Origin of the sequence: Savagea serpentis, from assembly GCF_015351395.1 — a bacterium.
Taxonomy (GTDB): Bacteria; Bacillota; Bacilli; order Bacillales_A; family Planococcaceae; genus Savagea; species Savagea serpentis.
Genome location: NZ_JADKPV010000010.1, coordinates 46,567 through 60,092, shown reverse-complemented (window position 1 = coordinate 60,092; position 13,526 = coordinate 46,567). Strand labels below are relative to the sequence as shown.

The following is a 13,526-nucleotide window of genomic DNA, read 5'->3' as shown; positions in this document are numbered from 1 at the left end:
GCTGGCATCTTTTATAGATGTCCAAAATTTTTGTTTCGATATCCAACGGGGTTGAATAAAGAAACGGTTTATTTCATCAACAAGTTACTGTTCAGTTTTCAATGTTCATGTGCTGTCTCTCTCGACTGCTTTATAACTATAACAAGTTATTAATATTTTGTAAAGGGTTTTTACAAAGTTTTTCTCTTTTCTTTTTCTCTTCCTATTATATAGCCGACTATTTTTCATTTACAAAAAAACAAAAATGCTCCACAATCCTAAACTTCCATTAACAAAGTTTACGTTTGTGGAGCATTCATGCCTTTAAATCAATCTGCCAAAAATGCAAAGTACGCAATAAACAATACAAATAACACGTACATAATCGGATGAATTTCTTTACGACGCCCTGCCATTGTCATCGTAATTGGATAGAAAACAAATCCAATCGCAATTCCGGTTGCGATACTATATGTGAGCGGCATAGCAATCATCGTTAAAAATGCTGGGACTGCAATTTCAAACTCATTCCACTTCACATCTCCTAATGTTTTTACCATTAACGCACCAACAATAATTAAAGCAGGTGCTGTTACTTCAGGTGTTACCGCCATTAAAATTGGCGAGAAAAATAAAGCAAGTATAAAAAGAAAACCTGTCACAATCGATGCAAACCCCGTTCTTGCACCTGCTGCAACTCCAGCTGTTGATTCAACAAAAGATGTCGTTGTCGATGTTCCTAAAATTGCCCCTGATACTGTCGCAACAGAGTCTGACAATAAAGCTTTTCCTGCACGCGGTAATTTATCGCCCTTCATTAATCCGGCTTGTGTCGCTACAGCAACGAGTGTTCCTGCTGTATCGAAAAAGTCAACGAATAAAAATGTAATCACCACAACGACGAATGATGTCGTCATTAAAGAAGCTGGGTCATTCATGAGCGGTTCAAATGCCGCACCAAATGTTGGTGAAATATCTGGAACTTTTGAGACGATCGCTGTCGGCTTCGCGATGACTGATGTCGCAATTCCTACAATCATCGTAATAATCATTCCGTAAAAGATAGCCCCGTTAATTTTACGAACCATCATAATAACACTGATGACGAGACCGAACACTGCGAGTAAAACAGGCGCACTCGTTAAATCACCCAATGCAACGAGCGTATTCGGATTTCCTACGATGATGTTCGCATTTTGCAAACCTAAAAATGTAATAAACAAACCGATTCCTGCTCCAACTGCTAATTTCAATTGTTCTGGAATCGAGTTAATAATAAATTCTCTAAGTCCTGTTAATGATAAAATAATGAAAATGATTCCTGAGAATAAAACTCCTGTTAATGCGGTTTGCCACGGAATTCCTAAGCCTAATACGACAGAAAATGCGAAGAATGCGTTCAATCCCATACCCGGAGCGAGTCCAATTGGATAGCGCGCTAACAGTCCCATTAATATAGAACCGATTGCCGCTGCTAATGCTGTCGCAGTAAATACTGCCCCTTTATCCATGCGCATAGCGTCAGGAATATCTGGAACACCTTCTAATGAGAGCATGCCTGGATTGACCGCTAAAATATACGCCATCGCTAAAAACGTCGTCAATCCTCCGATGATTTCTCTTCGGTAATTCGTACCTAACTTTTCGAATTCGAAATAGTTTTTCAACTGAGTAACCTTCCTTTTGTTCGCACAGTACAATCTAAGGTTTTATTGGATCGTAGTTGAAGTTTTTACGGAACTTCAGTAGAAACGTTTGAGCCATATTCTCAAATTTATACGATGCGCTATTTAATACATTCAATATACCGCCTTTTCCTTTGAAAAACAATACAATTTCCGAACGTTTAACAAAAACACTCAAAAAATATTCGTCTTATTTATCTGTAGAAAAGCCGACAAGAGCTTATTAAATTACTTCCTCCCCACTTTCAACATATAAATAAGCAAGCATACCGTATTTATAGCCGACTCATCAGCTTATAATATCTATTTTGCAGAAGGCTTTTCATTAGGTTAAATTAAGTGAATTTCCTCTTAAGACGCGGTGTAAAGTTTGATGACTTTCTCTTTAGTTAATTTATCAAGTGAGCTTAAGTTAACAAAATAAGGCAACTGCCATTCTTGCGTTTTAATCGCTTGCTTACTTATAGGTATATCCCAACTTGGATAAACTCTGATCGCCATTTTACCTTTAGTTGTAGGCGTTTTAAATATCTCATGCAAAAGAACTTGCTTTGGAAAGATAAATTGCCCAAATTCAGATTCGTTTTTAAAGCTAGTAATTACCAATAAGTCAGGTGCTTCTCTGTAAGAGTAAGGCTGGTTTTTATGATTTTCATCTTTTTCCCAAAAGGCCACAAACTGTCCTATTTTAGTAGGTGTTCTATTGGATACTCTAAAACGAATCGTCTTTGAGCCTATCCTAAAGATGCAAGCACCGTATTTAGCATTTTGTTGTTCAGCTTGAATAGACTCTACAGATAAATCACACGGCTCATAAACATATTTTTTAAGTTGAGCTAAAACTTTATTAAAATCATTCATCGGTCCCCTCCTTACATTCATAATGCAATTCGACAAACTGATTCCATTGTTTTATCCCTTTTAATGAAAGATTTAGTTGATTATCGTCTTCTTTAAAGAGAGGTATTCCACTTCCGATGATTTTCGGAGCGAGTGTAATGATAAATTCATCGACTATTTTTCCTTGTATAAAAGTATGTAATAATTCGCCTCCTCCGACAATCCAAATGTTTTTCCCTTCTCGAGCTTTCAAATCCTGTACAAATTCAACGACATTATGCGTAATAAACTTTACATTTTCATTGTCTGCAGTAGCAGTTCGTGTAAAGACATAGGAATCCTTGTCTCGATAAGGAAACTCTTTTACATCTTGTTTCATAATCCAATCGTAAGTTGTTCTCCCCATCAAAACTGTATCTACTGTTTCATAAAACTCGGTAAATCCATTATCTCCTTCACCATCAACTTCGAATAACCACTCGAGCGATTCATCCTTTGTTGCAATATATCCATCCAAACTTGAAGAAATAAACAAGACTAAGTTGCGTTTTTGTTTTAACATTCAATTATCCCCCTTGCTAATATTTTTCTCTGAAATATAATTTGGTTAGCGATGTGTAGTGGGTGTAAAAAATTTTTCAAGTCTATCCATAAATGTCTTAGTAGCTATACTCAAATACTTATTGTTCCTATAAAAAATCTCTAAATTTCTGGTAGGTGAATTTTCAATTTTAATAGATCGAATTCCTAATGTTTGAAAATTATCGATCAGTTGACTTGGTTGAATTGTTGCACCTACACCATCTTTTACAAGTTGAAATAAGGAAGTAGCTGATCCAGTTTCCATAATTGGCGTAATCGATAAACCTTGTTCTTTGCACCATGCATCAATTAATTCACGCCCATAAAATCCGTTAGGATACATAACTAAAGGAAGATCTATTAAATCATTAGCTGAAATAACGGTTCTATTCGCTAATTTGTGTTTTTCATGGACGTAAAGACTATAAGTCTCTGTATAGAACGGAATTTGGTATAAACGATTATCAGGGTCCATCCTTAATCCTACACCTATATCAACTTCATTATTCAGCACCATATTTAAAATATCAATTGATGGAATCACCTGCACTTTCGTATTGGGAAAATCTTTATGAAAATCAACTAACAAAGGAGTTAAGCGATAATCCAAATCAGATGGTAGAACGGCTAAACGTATATTTCCAGCATGCAAGTTTGTTAAATCAAAAATGGCTTCTTCAGCACTGTCAAGTAACCGAAAAATCTCTAAAGTGTAACGTTCTAAAATATTTCCAGCTTCCGTTTTCACTGTTTTCTTTCCAATTCTATCAAATAAAGGCACACCGACTTCATCCTCTAACACTCGAATCTGTTGACTTAATGTAGGCTGAGAAATCCCAAGTTTAAAAGCTGCTTCAGAAAAATGAAGTTCCTTACATAACACTAAAAAATAGTTTAATTGTCTAAGTTCCATTAAATACTCTCCTTTTTGTATAGTTAAAAACTATAGTTTCCATAGAAAAAATAGTATTGTTCTATCATTAGTCTTACTATACATTAATACTAGCATGATTGAAAGGAGTGAATCACATGCGAGTTATCTATCTTATATTAGTCATTTTTGTTCTTTCACTAAATCTAAGACCATCCATTACATCATTAGGTCCTGTGCTCGATTTAATACAAATAGATTTAGAGATGAATAGTGTGACAGCAAGTTTACTTACTTCACTACCAGTTTTTTGTATGGGACTATTTGCATTATTTTCAATTCAAATGAACAATCGTTTAGGGATTGAAAAGTCATTACTTATAGCGATAGTATTAATTTTTATTGCAACTCTATATCGAGGTTTCGTTTCTGAAAGTTGGCAATTAATTATTACAGCCTTAATTTCTGGTGTTGGGATCGGCATAGCTGGACCACTTATTTCAGGATTTATAAAAAAGCACTTCCCCCAAAATTTAAGTGTTACGAGCGTTTATTCTGTTGCTATGGTAATCGGAGCATCTATTGCAGCGAGTTTTACAATACCATTACTCAATCGGTTTAACGAATCTTGGCAAATAGCACTCAGTTCCTGGAGTATTTTAGCCTTATTAGGAGCATTGTTACTACTCCCCATTTTAATTACAGAAAAAATAAAGGATACAAAAACAAAAAATATTTCATTGAAGATCACGAATCAACGAGTTTATTTATTTATGGCTTTCTTTGGGTGTATGGCTGCAATATTTTATTCTATAACAGCATGGTTAGCTCCCTTTGTACAATCTATGGGAATGAATCAAGCTCAATCAGGTTTTATTCTTACTTTGTTCACCGCTATTCAAATTCCTGTTAGCTTTTTTATACCTTTGATTGTTGTAAAAACAGGAAACAGAAAATTATGGCTATTAATCTGTAGCATTTCAGAATTAATTGGTATTTTGCTATTGTTAGGATATTACTCTCCCTGGATCGCTACTATATTCTTAGGTATCGGAGCGGGAGGACTGTTCCCCCTAGCATTGGTTATTCCAATTGAAGAGGCAAATACAATAGAAGAAGCTACTTCATGGTCAGCACATATGCAATTTGGAGGTTTCACTTTGGGGGCTCTTGGACCGTTGCTGTTCGGATATACTTTAGATGTATTTCACAGCTATGTCCCTGCGTTAGTTATAGTGTTAGCGATTATATGTATGATGATGATGATTATTTTAAAAATGGAAAATAAATCTAATGAAGAAAATAAATCATTAGTGAAAGTCGAGGGATAAACGATGAGTAATTTATCATTTAATGAAGTTATCAAAAGAAGACGTTCTATTTATTCACTAAACCATAATGTTGCATTATCCAAAAAGGAGATTAATGAGCTAGTAAATTTTGCAATGAAGCATAGTCCATCAGCATTTCATTCTCAAACATCGAGAGCAATTATTTTATATGATCATCATCATTTACAATTGTGGGATATTGTCGAGGATACGCTACGTTCAATTGTTCCACCGGAAAACTTTGCTAGTACTATTTCAAAACTTGATTCTTTTCGAAAAGGGATAGGAACTATACTTTTTTTCGAAAATGACGATGTTATTAAAAGTTTCGAAAAATCGTATCCTAGTTATGCAGAAAATTTTTCTGGATGGGCAGAACAATCAACGGGCATTGCACAATTTGCTGTATGGTGCAGTCTTACTCATGAGAATATGGGAGCATCGTTGCAACATTATAATCCAATAATCGATAGTAAAGTTAAAGAAGAATGGAATATACCAACATATTGGATTCTAAAAGCACAAATGCCTTTTGGAGGAGTGGAATCTCGTCCGAATGAAAAAGATTTTATTCCAGATGAATTAAGAATAAAGGTTTTCATAAATTAAATCAGTTAATTAAAGTATAATATTTTATTTTTTCCCAACTTTATCTTTTCTGCAGTCGGACTTTCTTTTTCATGAAAACTTTGGCGTTTTTGAAAAAGATTGTTGAAGGTTGAAAGGGGAAATCATCACCCACCTTTGCAGTTGCGAAGGGAGAGGAAGTGCACGATAGAACCAAATCATACCGAGTGGCAAGTTCGCTGTGCATTTAACGCCTTTTATAAACGTGTTTTAAAAAATGAGAAAATCAATTTTATACCTTAGATAACAATACGAGAGATTAGAAGGAAAAATTTTCAAGTGGGTAAAAAGAAAGTCACTCCAAAATTACTTGCTGAAGCGATACGTACTATGCCAGCAGAAAAGCCTAAGACAACCCTATGATACTATTTTTTCAAAAAATTGGATTTAGAAATAGCTGAACTACACGATATCCCACGTAGTACTGTTTAATATAGGCGGACAAGCTCTTCTGAAAAGTTAAAGTGATTTTTGGAAAAATATGCAGATGAATAGGGTAATTAATTCTTGAGAAATATTTATCAAAAACAAAAGTTATATTATTATAAGCCTAGGACACTTAATAAATTACTACTTGTTCCTTACGGTTTATATTTCACATTATCATTATACGGTGGATCTAGTTCTACAGAGTTTTCTTCATCTATAATACTCAAACACATTTCATCAAATTGTATAGATTCATTTTTTCTATGAGTCCATAAATAGTAATGATAAATATACATATGATGTGGATCATCATAAAATTTTACAATGAGTTGATAACCACCCATTTTATAATCTTTAAAGGCATTTAGACTTTCGATATTATCTCTATTGGTATCTTGTTTTATCAAGTACTCATTAAATTTTTTAAATGCTAATTTTTTTTGTACAGGGTAATAAAAAATCAAAAAAAAGGATATCGCAAATATAAATAAAATCATCATAATCATTACCTTCTAAGGTTTCAATGTTTTCTCTGAATTATTTTATTATCTTCTATTCTTTAAATAGGTCTTTTTATGACTTAAATTGTGAATAGTTTTTGGTAAATCGTAAGGCATTCTATATCCTATCGTTGGTCCATTAGCCTCTTTAGTACTTGGACCATAATAATATCCTTGCCAAACTAATTTAGAACAATAAGTTACATTTGTGCTAGCAAGATCACTAGTTATTTTATATTCAGCATTTGAATTGAGATAAGTGTCTTCTGTCCATTTTGCAGCAGCATTGGCCTTCGTTGCATTCTTATGTCTATATACCTTTGTCCATGATGAATTGGTTTTGTTTGTATATTTTCCATGCCAGTTTGATAGAGATATTTTAACAGGTTTTTTTCCTTTCCCAGCAATATGCAATATATAACTACTGCTGGTAGCAATTCCAGCGTGACCTGCAATGCCTGCTGATGACGTACCATTTGTAATAACTACGTCTCCTCTTTTCATGGTAAAGCTACTAAATGGTTCTACGGAGTTGGACGAATATACTTCTTCAAATTCAGCAGAATCTTCAAGGAGATTTTCTAATTCTTTAGATGTGTTAACTAATTTTACCCACTCTTCATAAGTAACATCATCTCCTAGTATGCCTTCATCTTGATATCCTTTATACTCCTCAAATGATAAATTTGTGTCAGATGAATCATTTTTATCAGAAGCTTGAATCCTACTTTGGAACATGGTAACTGACAATACTAGTGCAAGAGTTAACAAACTGATTACTTTAAATAAATGTTTCACACTAAATACCCCCTTTTTAATATTTGGAATTTTTTATGCGATATCCTTTAATTCCCTATAATAAATCAAATTCCAGATATTCCGGCAATTATTACAAAAGTTGTCCATAGAAAGCCACCTATTAATAATGTAACAGAAGTCAAAATCCCAAATATTAACAAACTAGACTTTGATTCTCCGTTTACCCTTGTTTTCCTCTTAATTGCAAAGACTAAAAAAACGATCCCTATCAATTCAAGAAAGTAAGTAAAAACAACTCCAACCCAATACCAAGTAGAATCATTTCCCCAGTATGCCATACTTTGAAATGCACTACTCATTAAAAATACACCTATTGCACATAATAGTGATAACAATGTTAAAATTTCTTTTTTTATTAAATTCATAGATAATCTCCTTTTGGTTTTAATATCTATTAGATTATTTCATATAGAATATTTCGAGTTTATACTCTTTGAAAATTTTATACGTAATCTATTCTTAGCTAAAGAAATCCAATAAGTAGACCTAATTTTAATATCACTCTATATTTATTTTTTATTGTTGGTTATATTTTCCAATTGATGATTTGTATTGTTTCCATTCATAGTTCATTGTTCTTCCGTGTTAATCTTGAAATAGATAGTGTTGCTTCTCCGTTAATAATATCCTTCTCATCCCCTCTTACATATCCAAACATTCAAATAATTCATTCGCAATAATACTTTGTTTAGTTGTTGGGCAAGTATGCGTAGCAACATAATGACAATCACTCGGTCTAGCTGAGCTAAAACTACTTCCAACCTTACTTCTTCCTATAAAGTCAGTTGTTCAATATCTATCTCAACTATTCACATTTACAAACACTAATTGAATTTTCAATCTTACTAGCGACCATATTAGATTTTAATTTTGTCACTCCTAAAACACTAAATACATATTCGAAATTAAATTAACGTAATTTTACTACATCCCTGTAGTATATTCAAGGGATAATTCAAACATTATAGTAGATTCTTGATCCTCTTTTAATCTGCTTTATTAATCCAATAGAAAAATATGTTAATTTCCGCAATAAATAATACATAAAATAACCTGTTTTAGATTTATTCCACTTCTAACTTTCACTAAAAATATTGTAAATATCTCTATTTTTAAACTTACAAATCATTTTAACTCAAGAAATACATGATAGAACTCCATCGTACCGAGTTGCAAGTTCGCTGTGCATTTAACGCCTTTTATAAACGTGTTTTAAAAAATGAGACAATCAATATTTACAACTAAAGGCAACAAATCCAGGAAAAGGGATGATATTTTCTAATCTCACACCACAAGAAAACCAACTTTATACCTTAGATTAGCGATACAAGGGAACAGAAGGAAAAATTTTTCGAGTGTTTGAAAAGAAAGTCACTCCAAAATTACTTGCTGAAGCGATGCGTACTTTGTCCCAAAAAGTGTATCACTGTCCCACTATATTATTTTTTAACAATACTACTTCTATCGAGTAAAATCAAAATTAGCATTATTCGTTATACTTAACATCATGTTACGCTCCTTTTATTCCATAAAATTATCCACACAATGTATTTGGCAAATAGAAAATGGTTCTTATGTAAACTTGGGAACGTGACAAAGGTCATGTGAGTTCAGTATAATAAAAAGAAAGAGGTGTTGGCGATGAAACATCTAACATGGGGCGGCTCCGAATACTTTCATGGAAGTGCTCCATATTCAAACAGAAGATCAACACATTCAATTGACTGTTCAAAGTACTCACACTCTCACTCATTGTCCGACTTGCGCTACGGTCAGTTCTCGTATTCATAGTCGTTACACACGTATCGTTCAAGATGTGCCATTCAATGAGAAAAGCGTCTCACTACTGGTTCTGACACGTAAGTGGTTTTGTGATAATAGAAGATGTGCAACTCGAATTTTTACGGAACGCCTAGAAGGCATTCAATCCCATAGACGATGCACTCAACGTGTAGAAGAAGTGTTGCGAAAAACCGCTTTTTCGACAAGCTATTTCTAAAGCGAACCTTGCCATCGAACAAGTATATGACCGGTGGCACTTTATTCGAAATGCGAAGAAACAAGTCACGGATTATATCGCTACACTTCTCCCTGCTACGATTACTTGGTCTAGCCCTCATAAAATGAACACTGAAACGTTAGCAATATCTCTCACTCGTTCTGAAAAAGAAGTGTTCGCTCGTCTCAAACTCAAAAGCGAAGACTTATTCAACAGGTGAAGACTGCCTATAAAGAGGGGCAAACGATTGCTCAACTTGCTCGAACATTCCAGTTGGATCGCCGCACTGTCAAAAAATATATTCATTTACATACTTGGTCGCCAAGTCGTCAAGTGCGAAGAAAAGCAATCGACGAATACGTCACACAAGCGCTTGAATGGGAACAAGAAGGCCATTTATCGCCATCTTCAACGGTTAGGATATACAGGAGGATATGATGCAGTAAAACGACTCGTTCGAGAGGAAAAAAGGAAACGGAATGCTACTACTCTGCAAACGTTCTCTGTTTCCAGACGAAAGATTATTGCTCTTTTATGGAAACCTCAACAAGAGTACCTCGAAGAGGAACATGAGCTACTACGTCATTGTATCTCTCTCGCTCCCCCTTTACAGACATTTAAGTCACGTGTTCAACAGCTGTATGATGCTCTCAACGATTCTACAGCAAAACTGTTTTCCAAATGGGTACAAGATCAACTTTCAGACACCACTTCCCCTTTTTACCGCTATGCTCAGCGAATACGCAGTGACCTCCAAGCAATTCAACATTCTTTCTCTTCTCCTTACAGTAATGGCAGATTAGAAGGCCAGATCAATCGTTTAAAAACAATTAAACGGATGATGTACGGAAGAGCAGGATTGAAATTGTTAGAAAAACGGATTCTCTATCGGATGTAGAGTTATATTCAGAAAACATCTTCAAATCACCTTACCACTCCAGTTTTATTTTCACCAAATACGCGTAAGAACCATTCTCATTCTGCCATAAACATCCATATCTTCACAATCTGTATAATAGATAATATCGTCTTGATTTTCTAGTAATTCTTCTAAACTATCGAACCAGTAACCTTGAATTTCAGATAGTTCATGATAAATTGGTGAGCCTTCTAGTTCTTCTACCATGGCACATAACCGATTGATTTCGGAGATAGGGGTGTATTCACCAATCTCAAATGGCAATTCATAATCATGTATGGCATATTCTTCATATTCACTATTTAAGCCAATACGTTCTTTCATTTCTTCCATATCGATTGGTGGTGTAAACCATTCGCCCTCATTATATTTTCCGAGATTGGCGATATATGCTTGCATGTCCATCAGTTTTCACATCCTTTTTATTAAAAATAGGCATAAAAAAACAGCAGACAATAAATGTCCACTGGAAAATTTACTTTATCTCTTTGCAAATGCTCTCTTAATTTCTGGGTCGCTTTTACAATCAGCTTTTTCTGTTGAAAAGTAAAAGCTCAAATTAGTATCTTTGCGAAATGTTTCATATAGTTCTGGACGAAGCATTTCTGCTTTATTACTATTAGCAATACTGCGCTTTTTCGATGTTCCATCAGCTTTTTTACCATTTCGACGAACCTCATAACAATATACCGCTTTTGGATTATTCCCTTCTGCACGACTACCAATTATTTTTTGTATCCTCTCACTTTTCTTTATTATTTTTTCTTCAGGTATAAAATTAGAGAAAATATCGGCAAAATCAACAAATAAATTTCTTCCCGCATTTCTACTTTCCACACCAAAAAAGTCACAAAATTCTTTTGTATTATCAAAACGAACTTCATAAAAGTCAATAAATCCTTTAATAGAATGGTTTGTATTGTTATCCTTTATAAATTCAACTTTAGCTTTAGCGTATTTATTCGGTTTTCTTTCTTTTTCATTATACAAAGTTAATATAACAATGTATTGTTCACTTTTATATTTAAAGAAAAAAGAGTCTATCATCCATTCTTTTTTCTCCATATCTTTTAATAAAAGTGGCAATTTATTAAAACGTATTTCAGCTTTCTTATTCGTCAAAACTACCAATCCCTTTCCACTTTTAACTCTATTGTATCATCCTCCCTTTTCTAAATCTAACTATAATATTCAGAATAATAATTCTATTATTTGGATAAATCAATCTAGATATCATGCCCCAATAATTCGATTAAATAGATTTAACAATACATCTTTCACCCCACTCGCATTAAATACTAATCCTACTGCAACCAAAGCAACAATTAAAAAGCCTATCAATTTAGAGAACTTTCGTTTAAAACCTAAATACCGATTACCACAATCGCCATCAACACCAAGGATTGCGCATTACTTAAAAACCAGTTATACAAATTTTGTCCAAAGTCCATCTTTCATTCCTCATTCCATCTTCTAATACTTGGTTACTTGCCGCATACATTCGATAAAACATAAAATAATACCACCTAGGATAGTAATAAAAATGAATTTTACGAATTTCATGGTAGTCCTCCAATCCGTCATTTAATAACATCTTCAGTTTCAAGTGCTTGTTGCATCAATAATTGTTGATGACGTTTGCTTCACTTCGCTTGATCTAACATATCTTGAATAACAGTTGTTTGATTGATTTCATCTAGTTTAGTTGCCAGCTTCCAAGTAGGAGCGACTTGTCGAGCCAACCATCTAAGTGTTTTATCGAATGTGTAAGGTTCAGGTTTTGTTGTTAAATAAATTTTTCTATTTTCACCTAAATCTAAAAAGCGCTGCCACTCTGCATTCACTGGCCAACTGCTACGACGTTTTTTCTCATCTTTATCAACAAACCGAATATATCGATTAATGATGGAAAAAGCTGTTCGTCCCGCATCTTCATAGGTCATTAAATCAACAACCGCATGATAGGCACGATCACTTTTCAATCGAATTTCAAAGCGATTTTTAATGTCTGTATCTTCAAATGATGCACCGTGTTTCACGCATTGTTCATAATCCTTTTCATACACACAAAAATACACATCACTTTTCAAAGAACCGATATACAATGTATTTCCCATATCACGTTTTTCTTCTCCATGAACCAATTCGCCAGAACGATAACTTTTAAAACTACGAAACACAGAAATACATTCTTCATTTCTACATTTGTTCGTTAAAAATGGAATATCCAATATGCCTGTCTTATCATTGATCGCAAGGTCAACCCGTTTAAATACACCATTTACTCGAAATACATCCATGAAAAAATCAAACCATGTACGTTGCTGGGCTAATAAAAAGTTTTCAAATTGCCGACATCCTTTTCCTTTCAGTTCAAGTAAACAGCCTTTATCCTCATCTGGCGAAACCATAACAACAATGTCACCAAAAACATACTGTTCCATGTAAGAATAAAACGCATAGTCTTCATGGATCATATACTCCATTTTCAACCGTAAGATTTCTTCAATAACAGGCTTCGGATTCGTTGTTAAAAAACGTATTCGCACATAATCAAATAATATTTCCATAGGCGCTTCTGGATTAAATTGTTCTAATATATCGAACATCGCCTGTTGTAATGTTGGAGTCGGTGTCATTTTTCCTGTTTCAATCTCACTAATATATTGCCTTGAAATTCCTACATGTACGGCTAATTTGTTTTACGATACGCCGTATGCCAATCGTTTTTCTTTTAATTGTTGATACCAAGATACTTCATTCATGTGCATGCCTCCCAACAGAAAAAAGATGTCAACTAAGGACTAAAAGCTGACATCTTCGTAATATGACCTAAACCCTTGATACATCAGGGTTTCTGTACTTTTGAAACAGTTTCTTATTGTTTTTCTACCCCCCTGTTAGAAACGGGGGGTAAAGCGTGGCTATCGCCCCGCAGGCTTTGC

The 13,526-nt window shown here is 34.1% G+C and carries 13 protein-coding genes, 3 pseudogenes and 1 riboswitch; of the genes and pseudogenes, 5 read left to right on the top strand and 11 right to left on the bottom strand.

The genetic code is table 11. The annotated features are described in order from the left end of the window. Positions 1 to 308: 308 nt before the first annotated feature. The 4 genes from IRY55_RS12955 to IRY55_RS12940 all read right to left on the bottom strand — a co-directional run bounded on the left by IRY55_RS12955 (position 309) and on the right by IRY55_RS12940 (position 3,999). Positions 309 to 1,646: an NCS2 family permease gene (locus IRY55_RS12955; RefSeq protein WP_194563752.1), complete on the bottom strand. Its 1,338-nt coding sequence runs from the start codon at positions 1,644 to 1,646 to the stop codon at positions 309 to 311. Between the two features lie 33 nt (positions 1,647 to 1,679). After that, positions 1,680 to 1,781, bottom strand: a riboswitch (purine riboswitch). Positions 1,782 to 2,015: 234 nt separating this feature from the next. Beyond that, entirely contained in the window at positions 2,016 to 2,525 is a 510-nt protein-coding gene (locus IRY55_RS12950) for a MepB family protein (RefSeq protein ID WP_194563751.1), read from the bottom strand. After that, positions 2,518 to 3,066, bottom strand: coding sequence for a dihydrofolate reductase family protein (locus IRY55_RS12945; protein ID WP_194563750.1), 549 nt, complete (start codon positions 3,064 to 3,066; stop codon positions 2,518 to 2,520). Before IRY55_RS12945 ends, IRY55_RS12950 begins: the two co-directional genes overlap by 8 nt. A 45-nt stretch (positions 3,067 to 3,111) precedes the next feature. Continuing rightward, positions 3,112 to 3,999, bottom strand: a complete 888-nt coding sequence (locus IRY55_RS12940) for a LysR substrate-binding domain-containing protein (protein ID WP_194563749.1) — start codon at positions 3,997 to 3,999, stop codon at positions 3,112 to 3,114. 116 nt (positions 4,000 to 4,115) lie between these two features. Here IRY55_RS12940 and IRY55_RS12935 point away from each other — a divergent pair, with 116 nt between their 5' ends. Continuing rightward, positions 4,116 to 5,288, top strand: coding sequence for an MFS transporter (locus IRY55_RS12935; protein ID WP_194563748.1), 1,173 nt, complete (start codon positions 4,116 to 4,118; stop codon positions 5,286 to 5,288). 3 nt (positions 5,289 to 5,291) lie between these two features. Then, positions 5,292 to 5,897, top strand: coding sequence for a nitroreductase family protein (locus IRY55_RS12930; RefSeq protein ID WP_194563747.1), 606 nt, complete (start codon positions 5,292 to 5,294; stop codon positions 5,895 to 5,897). Between the two features lie 599 nt (positions 5,898 to 6,496). Here IRY55_RS12930 and IRY55_RS12925 read toward each other — a convergent pair. The 3 genes from IRY55_RS12925 to IRY55_RS12915 form a co-directional block, all read right to left on the bottom strand. Beyond that, positions 6,497 to 6,844 (bottom strand): DUF3139 domain-containing protein, encoded by a 348-nt coding sequence (locus IRY55_RS12925; RefSeq protein WP_213086728.1) that lies wholly within the window; start codon positions 6,842 to 6,844, stop codon positions 6,497 to 6,499. Between the two features lie 45 nt (positions 6,845 to 6,889). Beyond that, positions 6,890 to 7,642 carry a hypothetical protein gene (locus IRY55_RS12920; RefSeq protein WP_194563745.1) on the bottom strand — a complete coding sequence of 251 codons (753 nt, stop codon included), beginning with the start codon at positions 7,640 to 7,642 and terminating at the stop codon, positions 6,890 to 6,892. A gap of 65 nt (positions 7,643 to 7,707) precedes the next feature. Next, positions 7,708 to 8,028 (bottom strand): hypothetical protein, encoded by a 321-nt coding sequence (locus tag IRY55_RS12915; RefSeq protein WP_194563744.1) that lies wholly within the window; start codon positions 8,026 to 8,028, stop codon positions 7,708 to 7,710. A 1,313-nt stretch (positions 8,029 to 9,341) separates the two neighbouring features. Here IRY55_RS12915 and IRY55_RS13635 point away from each other — a divergent pair. The 3 genes from IRY55_RS13635 to IRY55_RS12900 all read left to right on the top strand — a co-directional run bounded on the left by IRY55_RS13635 (position 9,342) and on the right by IRY55_RS12900 (position 10,560). Further along, complete coding sequence (locus IRY55_RS13635) at positions 9,342 to 9,662, top strand: transposase family protein (RefSeq protein WP_194563743.1); 321 nt, start codon at positions 9,342 to 9,344, stop codon at positions 9,660 to 9,662. 216 nt (positions 9,663 to 9,878) lie between these two features. Then, positions 9,879 to 10,100, top strand: a complete 222-nt coding sequence (locus tag IRY55_RS13630) for a hypothetical protein (protein ID WP_194563742.1) — start codon at positions 9,879 to 9,881, stop codon at positions 10,098 to 10,100. Then, a complete protein-coding gene (locus IRY55_RS12900) occupies positions 10,036 to 10,560 on the top strand; it encodes a transposase (protein WP_194563741.1) in 525 nt (174 codons plus the stop codon). The genes IRY55_RS13630 and IRY55_RS12900 overlap by 65 nt, the downstream gene beginning before the upstream one ends. A gap of 81 nt (positions 10,561 to 10,641) precedes the next feature. On the opposite strand, the pseudogene IRY55_RS12895 reads toward IRY55_RS12900, so the two are convergent. The 4 genes and pseudogenes from IRY55_RS12895 to mobT form a co-directional block, all read right to left on the bottom strand. Then, positions 10,642 to 10,986 (bottom strand): annotated as a pseudogene (locus tag IRY55_RS12895) (antirestriction protein ArdA); the annotation flags it as partial. Between the two features lie 75 nt (positions 10,987 to 11,061). Next, positions 11,062 to 11,712 (bottom strand): DUF6037 family protein, encoded by a 651-nt coding sequence (locus tag IRY55_RS12890; RefSeq protein ID WP_213086726.1) that lies wholly within the window; start codon positions 11,710 to 11,712, stop codon positions 11,062 to 11,064. A 102-nt stretch (positions 11,713 to 11,814) separates the two neighbouring features. Continuing rightward, positions 11,815 to 12,032, bottom strand: a pseudogene (locus IRY55_RS12885) (hypothetical protein). A 195-nt stretch (positions 12,033 to 12,227) separates the two neighbouring features. Beyond that, a pseudogene (gene mobT / locus IRY55_RS12880) lies at positions 12,228 to 13,361 on the bottom strand (MobT family relaxase); the annotation flags it as partial. Positions 13,362 to 13,526: the final 165 nt, after the last annotated feature.

Coding starts and splice junctions, on each gene's coding strand:
- IRY55_RS12950 (WP_194563751.1), bottom strand. CDS start 2,525: ATGAATGATTTTAATAAAGTTTTAGCTCAACTTAAAAAATATGTTTAT.
- IRY55_RS12940 (WP_194563749.1), bottom strand. CDS start 3,999: ATGGAACTTAGACAATTAAACTATTTTTTAGTGTTATGTAAGGAACTT.
- IRY55_RS12915 (WP_194563744.1), bottom strand. CDS start 8,028: ATGAATTTAATAAAAAAAGAAATTTTAACATTGTTATCACTATTATGT.
- IRY55_RS12930 (WP_194563747.1), top strand. CDS start 5,292: ATGAGTAATTTATCATTTAATGAAGTTATCAAAAGAAGACGTTCTATT.
- IRY55_RS12945 (WP_194563750.1), bottom strand. CDS start 3,066: ATGTTAAAACAAAAACGCAACTTAGTCTTGTTTATTTCTTCAAGTTTG.
- IRY55_RS12925 (WP_213086728.1), bottom strand. CDS start 6,844: ATGATGATTTTATTTATATTTGCGATATCCTTTTTTTTGATTTTTTAT.
- IRY55_RS13635 (WP_194563743.1), top strand. CDS start 9,342: ATGGAAGTGCTCCATATTCAAACAGAAGATCAACACATTCAATTGACT.
- IRY55_RS12935 (WP_194563748.1), top strand. CDS start 4,116: ATGCGAGTTATCTATCTTATATTAGTCATTTTTGTTCTTTCACTAAAT.